Source organism: Castellaniella hirudinis (genome assembly GCF_042651965.1).
GTDB classification, from domain to species: Bacteria; Pseudomonadota; Gammaproteobacteria; order Burkholderiales; family Burkholderiaceae_B; genus Castellaniella; species Castellaniella hirudinis.
On the sequence record NZ_JBHSDY010000006.1, the window covers coordinates 225,212 to 240,431 of the forward strand.

The window sequence follows — 15,220 nt, forward strand, 5'->3', positions numbered from 1 at the left end:
CTCATCCGAAAGAAAACCGGACTACTGCCGGACGAACTTCATTTTGAGATCAAACATGGCCTTCCCCACCTTTTTCATCCGGGCCGCCCACGCCGCTGCACGAAAATAGACAGCTCTGCGTCCCGTCATGGCGGCATAGAACAACAAATCGGGCTTCCATATCCCCAGCAGGGACCGGAATTCCTTCAAGAGGGCCGCCATATCCCGGAGATAGGCTTCTTCCCTGGACTCTGGTATACGGTATCTGGTATTGATCACGCCATACAGCACCGATTGCGCATATCCGTACAGTTCCGCCCCATACCAGCGACGATAATCATCATGCTCAGCCAGAAAATCCTTGAGACGCCGGCACTCATGAATCGCCGCGAAATGGCCTTCATTTCTGGTGTTGATGCTGGACTGCGCATGCTGCCGGTAGTTGCAGACAATGTCCGGGATGAAATAAAAAGAATCCGCGCACACCATCGCCTGGATGCTCCACAGCAGATCTTCATGATAGACCAGCCGGGGGAATTCAAACCCATGCCGGCTCATGAATTGCCTGCCGTACGCCTTGTTCCATGAGATATGCAGGTTCCGGATGGCGCCCCTCCTGACCTGCGGATCCGTCAGATTCGCAGGTTCGTTGCGCAGGTCAATGTACCGGTTCGGAATATTCGGAATTTTCCGCCCGTCCGCCAGGGCGCGCTGGTGATTGAACATCAGCAGATCGGGGCGCCATTCGCGCAGACGGTCCATCACCCGCCGGATCGCGCCCGGCTCGAACCAGTCGTCGCCATCCAGGAACATGAAATAGTCGCCGGATGCATGGCGCATGCCGATGTTGCGCGCCTCTCCAGGACCAACGTTCTCGTCGTTCGAAATGACTTTCAGCGGCAGCCCTAGTCCGTCGATTAAATCACGAACGACCTCGCCCGTGCGATCCGTCGACTTGTTATGGACGACGAGCACCTCGCAATCGGGATCCTCGAAGCACGCGCAGCTTGCAACCGCCTGCGCGATATAGCCCTCGTTGTTGTATGCGACGATGATTATGGATAACAGCATTGCGGCAGCGCCATCATTTTATTTTATGCATCACGAAAATTGCGCAGCACATCGGCCACATCGCGCACATCGGAAAACGCACTGGATGGGAATATGAAAGGGTGATGATTTACCCAGCTCACCAGGTCATCATCCACTCTTGGAAGGCGGCAGGATCTCAGGGCATCGATATGCCAGCGATTGAACGCCTCGATATATCGCAGAATTTCCCTTGGAAAGCAGTCCCCCACAAATCCGGTCCCGTCATCGGCCATGGTCAAGGAATCATCGCGATGCGAAACCAGAGACAATATTCCGGGAACGTTCCTGATAGCTTGATTCCCATACGCCAGATTGATGCGCCAGATCAATTCTGTATCGGCCGCCGTGCGCGCGCAAACATCCCATCCGCCGATTTCCGCAAGAATCTTTTCCCGGCGAAACAGCAGGGAGGAATAATTGAGGTGCTCCAGATGCACACCCTGCCGGGCATCGACCACTCCGGAATCGGATATGCGAACACAATTCGACGTGCTTGCGACGAGAGAATCATCCTCCAGCAACGGCTTGATCTGAAGCGCCAGCTTCAACGGGTGCGACCAATCGTCCGCATCCATACAGGTGACAAAGGTGCCTCTGGCATGCTGCAAACCGACGCTCTTGGCGCAATACGTGCCCACATTCCGGTCCAGCCGCAGCAGGCGAATCCGCTCGTCACTTCGGGCAAGCCTTGCCACTTCGAGAGCCGTATCATCCGTACTGCAATCATCAACCACGATCAGTTCAAGATGGCGGTAGTTTTGCCGCAGAATCGACTCGATCGCGGCCGGGACACGCCCCGCCACATTGAAAGTCGTCATCAGGACCGAGACCAGCGGGCCATCTATCAAGGCCCCGGAATCGACGGCACACACATTGCAGGGATTGAGCGGCACATCATCGCAACGAAGCGCCAACCCCGGCAGACCCTGCGCCGCATACACCTGGTTCAGGCAATCCAGTTGCTGCCGCGGCGACAGCGTCTCCGTGATGGTTCTGTAAAGAGAAAGCCTGGAATCACCTTGCCCGGTTTCTTGGCGCAGCGCTTCCCGGAGAAAGTGCCGGGCCTGCTCCTTGCGGCCGGCATGCAATGATATCGACAGGTGAGCTGCCGGCGGCACCCGCCCACCCAGCCCATCCAGCAAGCGGTAGGCTTCTTGCGGCATATAGATGGACAAATACCTGGCCGTGGCGATACGCAGGGAATCCGGCAGACCGTCCCACGGCGCAGCATCGAGCAGTTGCCGCGCCGACGCATGCCGCCCCACGGCCGCGCGCGATACAACGAGAGGCAGCAATTGACGCTCTGCGCATCCGGGATCACGCGGGTCGACGTCAAGAGACGCCGCCGTCTCATACATGACCAATTTGAAGCAGGCCCAAGGCTGCCAGATTTCTGGCTTGCCATCCGGACTGGCGGACGTGAAAGCAAGCGCCCGGGCGAACTGCCCCCTCTCGGCCTCGAATTGCGCTGAAGAGTTTTTCAACATGGGCTCCGCCGCCGCGCCAGAATCAAGAACCTACGCCAAGTCCAGCAACCGTCCGGCATGGACGTTGTAGCGGTGCAAATAATCCACTGCCTCTGCAAGCTCCAACGGCGTCTCCATGACGGATTTCCTGGGAGGCGCCAGGCCATCCAGCCAATGGATTTCAGCCAGGGCTTCCGGGCTGGTGCCTGGTTTGAGTTCCTCGATCGGCGTCAACCCGGAATGATAAATCTCGCTGCGCGATCCCTTTCCGCACAGCGCGGCATGCTCATCCAATAACACACGGCGCTGACGGCTCATGCCATCCAGCAAGGGCTCAAGCACCTTACGATAATTTTCCATCTCGCCGGGCTGGAAATCAGTGATCTGTTCGAGGTCCTTCATCGCCCAATAGGCCAAAGACTCCAGGTCAATATTCAATGACTTGATGAAACCATCCGGAGCCACGGACCTGATGAGTTCCAAGTCCGCCGCAGTGTAATTATTATGCCCAATAGGAAAATTGGCAACCGGCAAACTCCGGGCATATTCATCAAAATCCAGGCCAAGGTCGTGGACGGCTCTTCGAGTGGCGGCAAACGATGTCCGCGTGCTTTCCCCATGGGACATTCCCGTCACATCATTGAGAAGCATCAGGCTTTTATTGATATCGACACAGCGGCCGCTCTCATTCAGTATGGCGGCCATGGATGTGAAATCCGGGCTCGTCGGCATAAATATGGAGCAATATTTTCTTCCAACTTCATCCAGCACACCAGATCGAACGAACCCGGTATATATTTTCCCGTAGTTGTTCCTCTGGAATTCATATCTGGAGAACACGGGAAAATCAAAAGCGAATCTTTTCTTCAATTCCTCTTTTGGATCATAGAAAAATGGATTTCCAGGCTTGACCTTTGGATGATATTGGCCAAAAAAAAGGCCGTTTCCAGCATGCTTCGAGTCAAATATCTCGAATTGCCACGTCAGCACGTCCGGGGATTTCGATAAAATCTCCGCGGCCATGATCTCCAATGCATCCGGACGCAGAATAAATTTTTCATTGAATATCGTGACATACTCACCCCGCGCACCCTCGATCGCAAAATTCCAATGATTCCACATATCCATAGGCTCAGGGGGACGAATGTAGCTGAATCGTCCATCCCTCAGGTAAGGCTGCACCACATTGGCGCACGAAACATGCAAGGGATTATCAGAAACAATCACCTCAAAATCAACGAATGTCTGCGCCTCAAGCGCCGTCAAAACCCGGTCCAGCAATAGCGGACGATCTCTTGTGGGTATGACGATGCTAAACAAAACGGGGGCGCTCATGGAAATCCTTTCTTTCATATCAGCGAAATTCGATCTTCCGCAAGTCCATCGCCATGACCCATACATCCCGGCCTGCCGAATAATTCTTTAATACATCAATCTTGCGTAGCCCGCAGCGCTTATGCAGAAACAGGGCTGGAATATTGTCTGCCAGCACGCGCGCGCGCGCCTCTTCGAACCCAAGCGACTGACGGCTCAAGCCGAGCATCCGCATCTGCAGCTTGTAGTACATATCCGGCACAACATCCCGTACACCCAGGATGCCGCTATCAAGTTCCACGATTTTTTGATTCCACCGCTTCAGGCCATACTGCGCCACTGGTCTCATCTCCAAATCATGTGCAATGAAAAAGAGACGATCCACAGAACTCGCCAGGCTCCGGAGCCAATGCACGGTCGACTCAGGCGTGACTTCCCGCGTCTCGAAGAAGCACGACCGATTCTGATTGCGCCACGAGGACAGGGTTTTGACCAATGGGGAAGAAGAATCAAGATTCAAAGCCATTTCCGGCATGATGGGACGGACAGATGCCACTTCACGGCCATCGTCAGCCTTGATCGAGCCATCCCATCGAGCGCCGAGCAGTTTGCCCAGCAAGGACGGGGATTCTTCCGTTTTCATCACCTAACCTTCTGCGGACCGCTCATAGACCAGGAATGCCTTGCCCCATCCACGGAAAGTGCCCCACTCCGTCACCCCCCAGCGCGAATGGGACAACCACTCTTCGAAAGCACGCCGCTGACCATGCCTGGGCGAGCCACGGTAGCAGAAATAATCATCCAGCAACAGCCACGTCCCCTCCACCAGCAGCGGCTCGATGAAATCAAACACCACCTTCGAAGAAGAGTAGAGATCGCAATCCACCATGCAGACGTGGCAGGGGCCAAGCGCCGCCAGAGCCTGGCGGTCGATCTTGGGGAGGGTATCCTCATAGAAACCTTCGTGCAGCGTCAGCTTCTCTTTCGGAATTCCCTTGGCCACCAGATGATTGAACACCTGCTGGCGGGTTCCTCCCCTGACCGTGCCCTCAGCCCAATTAGGCATCAGACCGGCAGATGCCTGATCATTGGTATCGAGCCTGGGCAATCCGGCAAAGGAATCAAAACCTACGTAGTGGTCGATGAAACCACGCAAGGCTGCATGGGCATCCCACATCGAGTCGCCATTGAACACACCAAACTCAAGATATGTCCCGGCTGAAACACCGCTATGATAAAGGTGCTCCCGAATAAAGCGGAGCAGGTTCAGCCGGCTGAGCACGTCGCCATGCTGCGTCGGTTCGTAATATGAATGGCTCATGATCTGATCCCACGTAGACTATCAATTTCGGTGCTCAAGAATGGCGGCCAATGCGCGCGGCCGATAACGCGCGCCCGAACGTCTGGGGCCATCGCAAACCAGTTCCACGACTCGCAAGCCTGCGTCGGCCGCCATGGTCAGCACCTCCGCTTCCGTGCGGAATTCGTAGACATGATCCTTCTGCGCCGACTCCAGCGCCGTGCTGAAGAAACAGATTCCTTCGGGTGCAAGATGGTGGGCGATTGTACGAAACAGGCGCTCGGGCTCGTGCAGATGCTCTGCCAGCATGGCGGCCAGCACACCCGTATAACGTCCGGGCGCGCCGGCCTGCTGCAGATCCAGCGCGTCCATCACTTTCAACGTCGAGCGGGTTTCATGACCCGAAGCCTGCCGCAGACGCAAGGCGATATCGATGGCCGCAGGACTTAGATCCACACCATCCACACGCAAATCCTTGCGCTCCTCGATCGCCAGCAGGCCCAGGGCACCATGCCCGCAGGCCAGTTCAAGGATCGCCGCTTGCTCAGGCAATTGCCGTATGAACCGATCACGCAGGAATGCGATATGACGCACCATGGACGGCCAGTACGGATAAATCAGGACCGCAGCCCACATGTAAGGGATCATGTAGTCGGGATTATCGTAGACCGCCTGAACGACCTCTTCATGTGAACTTGACGAAAACTCACCGGAAGACTCATACGCCAGTTGAAGACGATTGACCTCCATGGCGTAGCGCGCATAGCCCCTGGCGGCCAGATCGAATGCGTCAACACCGAAGGCCGACTCAGTCCAGCGAGCCAGGGGATCGAGCAGCCAATAGCAGTCGTCCGGTGCGCCATCAACTGTTCTCTTGACCGCTGGATATAGCAGCTTTGCCTTGCGCTGCAGCGCGTCCAGAAATTTGTCGCCATCATGCATCGGCGGACCTCTCTATGGGTGTTGATATGAAATGAACCCGGCGGCACAAAGGGCGCACAAGGTCGTGGCCGTCCCAGGGGGTATTGAACACGTGCATCATCCCCAGGCGGACAACGCGATCCACTCCCTGATGCTGTGCAGTTCGGGCAACCCGCTGCTCCAGATCATGATCACGTATCCACAAGCCCAGCGTTTGCACGGAACTGTCCATTCTGGCGGCAATGGCTTCAAGATCGCCGGTCGATACGACGTTCAGCGTCTTGCCCTGGAACAGTTTCGGTTCGCGATTCATCCTGCCTCCGTGAAGAATCGACCATGCAGGGCCTTCGGAAGCAATCACCCGAGCTTGCCGATCATCCAGGAGCCAATCCGCGCGGGCCTTTGCAATATCGACGCTTGTGCGCGCGCTCAATTCATGGCGTGGATGAGCGCGCTGCTCTTCATCGAATGCCTGCGCCAGCATTTGTAAAAACACATCCTCCGCTTCATCGGCTGCTGGAGTCGAAGCGGCGACCTGCACATACAGGGCCAGAGGCGATGAACAGGCCTCCTGGTCGAATTGCCAGGTTTCCCGCGCAATGCGTCGGCATAATTTCTTCAATTCGCCAGCCTGCGTCATCAGATGCCCGTCAAGCAATACCAGGGCGGCCGATGTCCGGGGGCCGAATACCTGAATCCTGGCCCAATGGGGAAAAGACAAGCCGCGCACCTGGGTGACCGCCTCGCGCCCGCCCCACACCATGGCGGCATCGCTACGGCCGGCGCACACCTCAGCCAGGTCCCGACGGTCGCTGGGAAATGCCAGGAAGAGGACCCGCTCGAATACATCCATCATGCCGGGAGGGGCGCACTCAAGCATCTTGCGCATCAACGTCACCAGGCCTGCAGGCACTCTCACGATGTTGCGATTGCCCGAGAGCAAGCCGCTGGTCAACGACAACAACGGCTGGATCGGCACATTGGCCGCAGGCCAATGCAGGACCGTGCCCACCGCCGCCCAGCCTCGCTCGCTCAATACGGGCGCGCAATCCAGGGGGCCCTGCTGCGCATCAGCGCCAAACTCATGGCGCAACACGCCTTTGAGCTGCGAGGCGCGCCACCAAGTCTTGAGAAAAGGCAGACCCGTCTCGCCGCCAAGCTCGGGGCCGAGCGCCTGCGCCCAGTCAGCCAGGCCCGCGATGATCGAATCGAGCGTATCGGCACGCAACGGCAGAGGTCTGGCCAGAAAGTCATTCAGGTAATGCGCCAGGTCATCGACCTGTCCCACGCTGACCAGGCTCCCTTGCCAATCTTTCATGCCCGCCTCCTGTGCTGCACATCGCTGCAGCCACGCACCTCGGCCTTGGGCACTCTGCCGGCAAAGCGAAAAGCGATGCCCCGCCTGCCGCATGTGCAGCCATCCTCATGCACCACGAGCGCCATATCCTCAGTCAGCAGAGACTGCCCAGGGAACGAGGGTGAGAGGGCGCTCAAGACCTGAATGATGCCTGTTTGGCCCGCCGCGCATGGCGCCCAACTCAAAGGATCGCGCACAATGACCTCGGCGAACCGCGGCGCATGCTTATTGCCCTGGGCACAGTCTGGATAGATCACCCCAAGCTGTTCGACCATGCCGTAATAATCCAGCACAGCATCCGCCTCGGCCCCCAGGCTCGCACTGATCCGGCTGTTGAACAACGGCTTATCGATCGCCAACTGCTGCAGCCGCTTCCATCCCCCGCTATGCAGGATGGAGGCCTTAGGCAGCAAGGGATGGCCAAGTTCATCGGCCAGACGCTTCAGGGATTCCGCACTAGCCCGCAATCCAGCGCCCAGGTGCAGATACAGCATGTAGGTAAACCCATATACGACGACATCATCGTCATGATGTTTACGGAAAAACCCCCCAATCCCCTCGATATCCAGCACCAGACCATCAGGATCGGCCCATTCCCGCTCTTCGTCCCGTGCCGGACGCAGCGCATAGCACACCTCGGTGGCGAAGGCCATCAATCCCTGGACAGCAGCACCGCGCGCGCTGGCCGCCCCACCCGCCCCGGGAGCCCGATCAATGACCAGGTAGGGCCTGCGGCGCGATCCGATAAAGTCAGCCAGAATCGCGGTCACCCCGCGAGTCATCAGCTTTGCAGTATGCCGATCAATCGCAATCCGGCTGGGTTGCTGACCAGTCGTAGCGGAGGAGTTCAACACTCGATAGGTTTGTTCGCCATCCAGAAAACTCAACGGCTCGGCGCGCTTGAAAACAGAGACCGGCATGAACGGCAGGTCCTCCAGCGCCTGGACGTCACTCAGCGTCTGTCGCTGTCCCGCCAGGAATCGTTTGAAGGGTTCGCAAACCTGTGCCCCACGCTCCATCTGCTCACGCAACACCTCAAGCAGCCTCGCCCGCCGCGCCGCTGGAGCTTCGGCATACAACAAGGGGGCAAACCAGTCCGCGCTCATTGCCCGCCCCATTGACCGTTCAACAGATGCTGGCACTGTCGCCGATCGACCTTGCCATTCGACGTAAGCGGCAAGGGGCCGCACAGCACAGGCCCGAGATCCCAGTGCTTCGGCACAATGGACTGAATCTGCTCGACCCAATGCGCCCTCAGATCACCCGCTTCGCGCACATCGGTCATCTCGATATTCAGGTAAAGCCCTATGATTTCACCCAGCGCCTCGTCAGAGACCGGACAGGCACAGCTCTGGACCGAAAACCGTTCCCAAATCAGCTCCTCGATCTCCTGACTACCCACCCGGCGTCCCCTGATCTTGATAAAGCCCGCCGCACGTCCGGTGATGCAGAGCCGCCCGTCATCAAGCAGGTAGCCCACATCACCTGTATTCAACCAGCCGTCTACAAAACGCTGTTCTTGCCGCTGTCCGTCATACAGGTATCCCGCACTCACCGACTCTCCCCATACCCAAACCGCTCCCTCCCGGCCAACCCCGCAAGGGAGCCCTGTATCCGCTCGGCGAATCTCCACTCGCAGGCTGGCGAGAGGGTAGCCTACGCATCCTTGCGGGTAGTCTCCATCCACGGTAAAGGCCGCGATACGCGAGGTGGCCTCGGTTTGCCCATACATGACCATGAATGCGGCATCCGGATGAGCTTCGCGAAATGCGTGCACCACGGATGCGGCCAGATACCCTCCCGCCTGCAACCACCGCCTGAGCGTCTGGAAGGAGCGCTCCAGCACCCGGCTATGATGCTGGAGGAACGTATAGGAAGTCGGCACACCGGCAAAACTGGTGCAGCCATACTGATTGAGGGCATCCAGGATTTTCTCGGCGAACATCAACCGATCATCGACCACGACGCTGCCCCCCGCCCATAAATGGGTATGCAGGACACTGGCACCAAAACAATAGTTCAAGGGCAGGCACAATAGTGCGCGATCCTGGTCACCCAACCCCTGCGAAGCAATGATGTCGCGCGTATTCGCCACCAGGTTCTGGTCCGTGATCTTGACGATTGCGGGCTGTCCTGTAGAGCCGGACGTCGGCGCAAGCAGACGGACAGGCTGGAAGCCCGGACGCTTGCCCGCATGCCCCTCAAAATCCTCGTCAATATCCGTTGTAAAAGACGCCCCTCGAACTACGGCTGCCGTCTCACCGCCCATCCAGCTTTCATCTTTCAGCCGCGCAGGCAACCAGCACAGGGCGGGCTGTACATGCGCAATCAGCCCAGGCGCCTTGCGCGCCCATTCCTTGGCATCCAAGGTCAGCACAGTACGCCCGGAAGCCAGCGCACCGAGATAGGCCAGGACTGACTCCAGCGTCAGCTCCAGCGCGAGAAAGACCGGCCCGGCACCACCGGCCTCCTGTGCCTTCCTGGCAAACGCCATTGCCCACGAATCGACCGCAGCCCGGAGCTCCGCCCCCCCGATCCGCGCGCCCGTGCGCCCTTCTATCACGTCTCCTTTGATACGCGATAGCAAGGCCTGGCCAAAACCGGGCTCCCGGATGGCGAGCATCAAAGGCCCTTGGCCTCGAGCACCCGTACGATAGAGGCTACATCCTCCATCTCCATGACTTCGTCTACCTCCAGGCTCACTGAAAAGATTTTCTCCAGTTCGGCCACCAATTGGACATGCCCCATGGAGTCCCACCCTGCAATATCGCCTGGCTCGCTTTGCATGGAAATGCTGGCCGGATCCGTATTGAAAGCCGCCGCGAAAGCCCGACGAACCTCATTGAACAATTTATCTTCCATATAAATTCCAAATCACATATAAGGCTTGGGAAGGCATGTCATCAAAACACCGATGACTCTCTGAATTTCGCCCTCATGCATGTCATGATAACTGGGCAAATTGATCGCTCGTCCTGGAATCGACCAGGCATTGACGTTATCGCGCACCGGCTCGAACATGTCCATCCCCGAAAGCGGCCAGAAAAACACCCGGGCATCCACGTTTTCGGCCGCCAGGGCCGTCTGCAACGTCTCCCGGGTCATCCCCATGCGTTCATCGAAGACGACTGTCGGCATCCAGGCGCCGTTGATCGTGCCGGGAGGTTCCGGGTTCATCAATACTCCATCAATGCCTGCCAGAGCTTCGCGGTAGGCCGCCAGGATTGCCCGCTTGCGCCCGATCAGATCATCGATCCGCTCCATCTGGGCGCAGCCGATCGCCGCCTGGATGTTGGACAGCTTGTACTTGTATCCCACCGCATCCGGCCAGAACTGCTTCGTCTGCCCCCTGGCACGGCCATGATTGCTCAGCGTCAGGACGCGTTCGTACAAATCCGCATCCTGGGTGACGAACATGCCGCCTTCGCCTGTCGTCATGGTTTTGGAACCATGGAAGGAGAACGAGGCGAAAGCCCCCATCGTGCCGGCCCGCTTGCCGTGATAGACCGAGCCGATCGCCTCGGCCGCATCCTCAATGACAGGAATGCCGTGACGCTCACCAATTGCCAGCAAGGCATCCATGTCGCACAGATTGCCATACAGGTGCACCGCCACGATGGCCTTCGTGCGCGGCGTGATGGCCGCCTCGACCTTGGCCGGATCCAGGCACCAGGTGTCGGGCAGGATGTCCACGAAGACCGGCGCGGCACCCAGATGCACGATGGGCGAGGCGGTGGCGATCCAGTTGGTATCGGCCATGATGACTTCATCACCCGGCCCGATGCCCAGCGCCGCCATCCCCAGGTGCAGCGCTCCCGTGCAACTTGACGTGGCAATGGCATGCTCGGCGCCCAGATGCGCCTTGAACGCCTGCTCGAACCGACCGATGTATTCGTAGCATCGATCGCCCCAGCCGTTGGCCGCCGCATCGGTGGCGTAGCGCACCTCCAGCTCGGTGATCGACGGCTTGGTGTAGTGGATACGGGATTTCACATGATCTCCAGGTGCGGCACGGCCGTCACGAATCGCGTCCCGCGCTCGGCCAGATGCCGGTTCTGCTCCCGGACCTCGGCCGCGATGTTCCACGGCAGGATCAGCACATAATCGGGCCGTTGCCCGGCCAGCGCCTGCGGCGCAAGAATCGGGATATGGCTGCCCGGTAAATATTTGCCCTGTTTGGCCGGCGCCGCATCGCACACGAACGGCAGCAGATCGGGCTTCACGCCCGCATAATTCAGCAAGGTATTCCCCTTGGCCGCCGCGCCGTAAGCAGCCACGGTCTTGCCCAGGCGCTTCTGCTCCAGCAGAAAACCCAGCAGGGCGTCCTTGACCTGGTCGGCACGCGCCTGGAACGCCCGGTAGGTGTCCAAGTCCAGCAGGCCGCCCCCGGTCTCCAGGCGCAAGATGCGCTCGACCTCGGGCCGCTGCTCCATGGACGCCGCCGCATGGCAGCCGTAGACCCGCACACTGCCGCCATGCGTGGGCAATTCCTCGAGGTCATAAATCCGCAGGCCGGCCGCCTCGAATATCCGCCGCACGGCATGAACGGACAAGTATGAAAAGTGCTCGTGATAGACGGTATCGAACTGCGTATGCTGGATCAAACGCAGCAGATGCGGAAACTCCAGCGTGATCGTGCCCTCGGGCTTGAGCGCCGCCGCCAGCCCGCGCGTGAAATCATTGATATCGGGCACGTGCGCGTAGACGTTGTTGCCCGCGATCAGGTCGGCCCGGCGTCCCTCGCCGGCCAGCCGGCGGCCCAGCGCCTCGCCGAAGAACTCGCGCAGCACCGGCACACCGATGGCTTCCGCCGCCGCCGCCGTGCCGGCCGTGGGTTCGATACCCAGGCACGGAATGCCGGCAGCCACAAAATTCTTCAGCAAATAGCCGTCATTGGAGGCGACCTCGATCACGAAGCTCTTGCCCCCCAATCCCAGGCGCTGCGTCATGTCCCGCGCATACCGCTGCGCATGGGCCAGCCAGCCGCTGGAGGTGCTGGAAAAATACGCATAGTCCGGGCTGAACAATTCATCGGCCCGCGCATAGTCCTCGGTTTGCACCAGCCAGCATTGGTCGCACACGCGAATCTTCAGCGGAAAATACGTTTCCGGGCGGCTCAGATCCTCGGCCTTCAGGTACGCGTTCGATGGCGGCGCAAAGCCCAGGTCCAGAAACGTGTGGCGCAGCATCGCGCCGCAATGTCGGCAATTCATGAATGCAAATCCAGTCCGGTAAATTCCTCGGTCACGGCGGGATGGCGCAGATCGCGCGCCGACTGTAACGCAATCGGCAAGGGCCACTCGATGCCCAGCGTCGGGTCGGTGGCCGACAGCCCCCCCTCGGCTTGGGCGGCATAGGGCGCGGAGTGCAGATACAGCAGCTCGCAATCATCGGTCAGCGTCTGGAAGCCGTGCGCAAATCCCTGCGGGATCAGCAGGGCGCGGCCGTTGTCGGCGGACAGCTCCACGGCGCGCCAGTGCAGAAACGTGGGCGAACCGGCGCGCAGATCCAGGCCCACATCCCACACGCGGCCCCGCAAGCAAGTCACGAGTTTCATCTCGGCATGCGGCGGATGCTGGAAATGCATGCCCCGCACCGTCCCCCGCGCCTGAGTCCAGGTGTGGTTGATCTGAACGACAGGTTGATCCCAGCCGGCGGACGCCAATTCCTCGGCACAAAAGAGCCGCGACAGGAAACCCCGTTCATCGCCCAGGCGCCGGCGCTCGATGACGCGCAAGTCCTGGATGCCGGTCTCAGTCACAGTAAAACGGCTCATGCGGCGCGTCCCGCTGTCTCGAAGGCCTGGATATCGGCCTCGCATAGCGCACGAGCATCCGCACCCTCGTGCCGGCGGCGATACCAGTTCATGGTCCTATCGATCGACGTATCCAGATTCCAACGCGGCTGCACGCCCAACACGGTACGCGCGCGGGCGGTCTCCAAGGCCAGGCAGCCGGCCTCGTGAGGTCCTTCGGCGCCATCGCCCCACTGGACGTCTCCGTCGCCATAGGCTTGGCGCGCCCGCTCGATCACCTGGCGCACCGTAGCGGCCTCGTGCGTGTGCGGACCGAAGTTGTAGGCGCCGGCCAGGCCCGGCTGCCTATACAAGCGCTCGGCCAGATGCAGATAGGCGTTCACTGGCTCCAGTACATGCTGCCAGGGCCGGATCGCCTGCGGACGCCGGATCGGCAGGGGCTGCCCTGCCTGCCAGCAACGCACCGCATCGGGAATCAGCCGGTCGGCAGCCCAGTCTCCCCCGCCGATCACATTGCCCGCTCGCGCCGAAGCCACCGCCACGCCCTGGGCGGACAGCCAGGCGTCACGGTAGCTGGCGATCACCAGCTCGCTGGCCGCCTTGCTGGCGCTGTAGGGATCGTGCCCGCCCAGCGCGTCACCCTCACGGTAAGGATAAGGCTGCTCCAGATTGCGATACACCTTGTCGGTCGTCACCATGACAGCGGCCCGCACGCTGTCCAGACCACGCAGCGCATCAAGCACATGCACTGTGCCCATGACATTGGTTGCGTAGGTTGCCAGCGGATCCTCGTAGCCGGCACGCACCAAAGCTTGCGCGGCCAGGTGGAAGACGATTTCGGGCTCTGCCCGGCGAATCTGCTCAGCCACCGCTTGTGTATCGCGGATGTCGATGAAATGAGAGTCACATGCTTCATCCACCTGCGCCAGAGCATACAGACTCGGCTCATCGGGTGGCGGCAACGCAATACCCGTGACCCGAGCGCCCAGGCGATGCAGCCATAAAGCCAGCCAGCTCCCCTTGAAACCCGTGTAGCCAGTCAGCAACACTCGTCGATCGCGCCAAAAAACAGGATCGGGGCTGATCGGCGGGATAGTGTCCGTGTGCATCACATCCAGGTTTTCCACGGAGCCCGACCGGATGCCCACAGATCCTCAAGCAGGTTTTTTTCCCGCAAAGTATCCATCGGTTGCCAAAAACCGTTGTGCTCAAAGGCCATCAGTTGTCCGTCGCGCGCGAGCGACGCCAGCGGCTCGCCTTCCCAACTGGTCTGATCGCCCTCGATCCGATCCAGACATGCAGGCGACAACACGAAAAAGCCGCCGTTGATCAACCCGCCGTCGCCTCGAGGTTTTTCCGTGAACCCGGACACTTGATCGCCTTCACGCTTCAGTGCCCCATAGCGCCCCGGCGGCTGAACCGCCGTCACCGTCGCCAGACGACCATGCTGTCGGTGAAAACGGACCGATGCTCCGATGTCCACATCGCTGACGCCATCTCCGTAGGTAAAACAGAAGGCATCCTCATCCGCCACGTAATCGCGCACCCGCCTCAAGCGGCCGCCCGTCAGTGTCGTCTCACCCGTATCGACCAGCGTCACCCGCCAGGGCTCCGCATGCCGCTGGTGCACCTCCATGCGATTGGTGCTCATATCGAAGGTCACATCCGACATGTGCAGGAAGTAGTTCGCGAAATACTCTTTGATCACATAGCCCTTGTAGCCGCAGCAGATCACGAAGTCCCGGATGCCATGATGCGAGTACATCTTCAGGATATGCCACAGGATGGGCTTGCCCCCGACCTCCACCATCGGTTTGGGCTTCAGGTGCGTTTCCTCGGAGATGCGGGTGCCCAGCCCCCCGGCCAGGATGACTGCTTTCACGATAAGATCCTATCGACAACCGTCACGGTCACCCTTGCATACGGCGGCACGTCCGGCAACGTTAAGAGAAAAACGGCCAAAGAGAAGGCCATCTCGACATCTTACTGAAAACCGGGCATGGCAAAATTAGAGAAATGGGCACTTTCCACACTCT

Annotated in this window: 15 protein-coding genes; all 15 read right to left on the reverse strand. The window is 59.5% G+C overall.

Going from position 1 to position 15,220, the window contains the following annotated elements:
* Positions 1 to 21: 21 nt before the first annotated feature.
* Genes ACFO0J_RS11370 through rfbF form a run of 15 tightly spaced genes read right to left on the reverse strand, consistent with a single transcriptional unit; the run spans position 22 to position 15,066 of the window.
* Positions 22 to 1,050, reverse strand: coding sequence for a glycosyltransferase family 2 protein (locus ACFO0J_RS11370; protein WP_376813194.1), 1,029 nt, complete (start codon positions 1,048 to 1,050; stop codon positions 22 to 24).
* Positions 1,051 to 1,073: 23 nt separating this feature from the next.
* Positions 1,074 to 2,558, reverse strand: a complete 1,485-nt coding sequence (locus ACFO0J_RS11375) for a glycosyltransferase family 2 protein (protein WP_376813195.1) — start codon at positions 2,556 to 2,558, stop codon at positions 1,074 to 1,076.
* A 30-nt stretch (positions 2,559 to 2,588) separates the two neighbouring features.
* On the reverse strand, positions 2,589 to 3,872 hold the full coding sequence (locus ACFO0J_RS11380; protein WP_376813196.1) for a glycosyltransferase family A protein: 1,284 nt from the start codon (positions 3,870 to 3,872) through the stop codon (positions 2,589 to 2,591).
* 19 nt (positions 3,873 to 3,891) lie between these two features.
* Entirely contained in the window at positions 3,892 to 4,494 is a 603-nt protein-coding gene (locus ACFO0J_RS11385) for a GNAT family N-acetyltransferase (protein WP_376813197.1), read from the reverse strand.
* A gap of 3 nt (positions 4,495 to 4,497) precedes the next feature.
* Positions 4,498 to 5,172, reverse strand: a complete 675-nt coding sequence (locus tag ACFO0J_RS11390) for a TylF/MycF/NovP-related O-methyltransferase (protein ID WP_376813198.1) — start codon at positions 5,170 to 5,172, stop codon at positions 4,498 to 4,500.
* Between the two features lie 21 nt (positions 5,173 to 5,193).
* Complete coding sequence (locus ACFO0J_RS11395; RefSeq protein WP_376813199.1) at positions 5,194 to 6,093, reverse strand: class I SAM-dependent DNA methyltransferase; 900 nt, start codon at positions 6,091 to 6,093, stop codon at positions 5,194 to 5,196.
* Positions 6,086 to 7,390 carry an acyl-CoA reductase gene (locus ACFO0J_RS11400; RefSeq protein WP_376813200.1) on the reverse strand — a complete coding sequence of 435 codons (1,305 nt, stop codon included), beginning with the start codon at positions 7,388 to 7,390 and terminating at the stop codon, positions 6,086 to 6,088. The genes ACFO0J_RS11395 and ACFO0J_RS11400 overlap by 8 nt, the downstream gene beginning before the upstream one ends.
* Complete coding sequence (locus ACFO0J_RS11405) at positions 7,387 to 8,535, reverse strand: LuxE/PaaK family acyltransferase (RefSeq protein ID WP_376813201.1); 1,149 nt, start codon at positions 8,533 to 8,535, stop codon at positions 7,387 to 7,389. Before ACFO0J_RS11405 ends, ACFO0J_RS11400 begins: the two co-directional genes overlap by 4 nt.
* Entirely contained in the window at positions 8,532 to 10,052 is a 1,521-nt protein-coding gene (locus ACFO0J_RS11410; protein ID WP_376813247.1) for a class I adenylate-forming enzyme family protein, read from the reverse strand. Before ACFO0J_RS11410 ends, ACFO0J_RS11405 begins: the two co-directional genes overlap by 4 nt.
* Entirely contained in the window at positions 10,052 to 10,291 is a 240-nt protein-coding gene (locus tag ACFO0J_RS11415; protein WP_376813202.1) for an acyl carrier protein, read from the reverse strand. The genes ACFO0J_RS11410 and ACFO0J_RS11415 overlap by 1 nt, the downstream gene beginning before the upstream one ends.
* Before the next feature lie 12 nt (positions 10,292 to 10,303).
* Positions 10,304 to 11,422 (reverse strand): DegT/DnrJ/EryC1/StrS family aminotransferase, encoded by a 1,119-nt coding sequence (locus ACFO0J_RS11420; protein ID WP_376813203.1) that lies wholly within the window; start codon positions 11,420 to 11,422, stop codon positions 10,304 to 10,306.
* Complete coding sequence (locus ACFO0J_RS11425) at positions 11,419 to 12,642, reverse strand: class I SAM-dependent methyltransferase (protein ID WP_376813204.1); 1,224 nt, start codon at positions 12,640 to 12,642, stop codon at positions 11,419 to 11,421. The genes ACFO0J_RS11420 and ACFO0J_RS11425 overlap by 4 nt, the downstream gene beginning before the upstream one ends.
* Positions 12,639 to 13,205 carry a dTDP-4-dehydrorhamnose 3,5-epimerase family protein gene (locus tag ACFO0J_RS11430; RefSeq protein WP_376813205.1) on the reverse strand — a complete coding sequence of 189 codons (567 nt, stop codon included), beginning with the start codon at positions 13,203 to 13,205 and terminating at the stop codon, positions 12,639 to 12,641. Before ACFO0J_RS11430 ends, ACFO0J_RS11425 begins: the two co-directional genes overlap by 4 nt.
* Positions 13,202 to 14,293, reverse strand: coding sequence for a CDP-glucose 4,6-dehydratase (rfbG, locus tag ACFO0J_RS11435; protein WP_376813248.1), 1,092 nt, complete (start codon positions 14,291 to 14,293; stop codon positions 13,202 to 13,204). The genes ACFO0J_RS11430 and rfbG overlap by 4 nt, the downstream gene beginning before the upstream one ends.
* Positions 14,293 to 15,066, reverse strand: a complete 774-nt coding sequence (gene rfbF / locus ACFO0J_RS11440) for a glucose-1-phosphate cytidylyltransferase (RefSeq protein WP_376813206.1) — start codon at positions 15,064 to 15,066, stop codon at positions 14,293 to 14,295. Before rfbF ends, rfbG begins: the two co-directional genes overlap by 1 nt.
* Positions 15,067 to 15,220 lie beyond the last annotated feature (154 nt).

Coding starts and splice junctions, on each gene's coding strand:
- ACFO0J_RS11370 (WP_376813194.1), bottom strand. CDS start 1,050: ATGCTGTTATCCATAATCATCGTCGCATACAACAACGAGGGCTATATC.
- ACFO0J_RS11375 (WP_376813195.1), bottom strand. CDS start 2,558: ATGTTGAAAAACTCTTCAGCGCAATTCGAGGCCGAGAGGGGGCAGTTC.
- ACFO0J_RS11380 (WP_376813196.1), bottom strand. CDS start 3,872: ATGAGCGCCCCCGTTTTGTTTAGCATCGTCATACCCACAAGAGATCGT.
- ACFO0J_RS11385 (WP_376813197.1), bottom strand. CDS start 4,494: ATGAAAACGGAAGAATCCCCGTCCTTGCTGGGCAAACTGCTCGGCGCT.
- ACFO0J_RS11390 (WP_376813198.1), bottom strand. CDS start 5,172: ATGAGCCATTCATATTACGAACCGACGCAGCATGGCGACGTGCTCAGC.
- ACFO0J_RS11395 (WP_376813199.1), bottom strand. CDS start 6,093: ATGCATGATGGCGACAAATTTCTGGACGCGCTGCAGCGCAAGGCAAAG.
- ACFO0J_RS11400 (WP_376813200.1), bottom strand. CDS start 7,390: ATGAAAGATTGGCAAGGGAGCCTGGTCAGCGTGGGACAGGTCGATGAC.
- ACFO0J_RS11405 (WP_376813201.1), bottom strand. CDS start 8,535: ATGAGCGCGGACTGGTTTGCCCCCTTGTTGTATGCCGAAGCTCCAGCG.
- ACFO0J_RS11410 (WP_376813247.1), bottom strand. CDS start 10,052: ATGCTCGCCATCCGGGAGCCCGGTTTTGGCCAGGCCTTGCTATCGCGT.
- ACFO0J_RS11415 (WP_376813202.1), bottom strand. CDS start 10,291: ATGGAAGATAAATTGTTCAATGAGGTTCGTCGGGCTTTCGCGGCGGCT.
- ACFO0J_RS11425 (WP_376813204.1), bottom strand. CDS start 12,642: ATGAATTGCCGACATTGCGGCGCGATGCTGCGCCACACGTTTCTGGAC.
- ACFO0J_RS11430 (WP_376813205.1), bottom strand. CDS start 13,205: ATGAGCCGTTTTACTGTGACTGAGACCGGCATCCAGGACTTGCGCGTC.
- rfbG (WP_376813248.1), bottom strand. CDS start 14,293: ATGCACACGGACACTATCCCGCCGATCAGCCCCGATCCTGTTTTTTGG.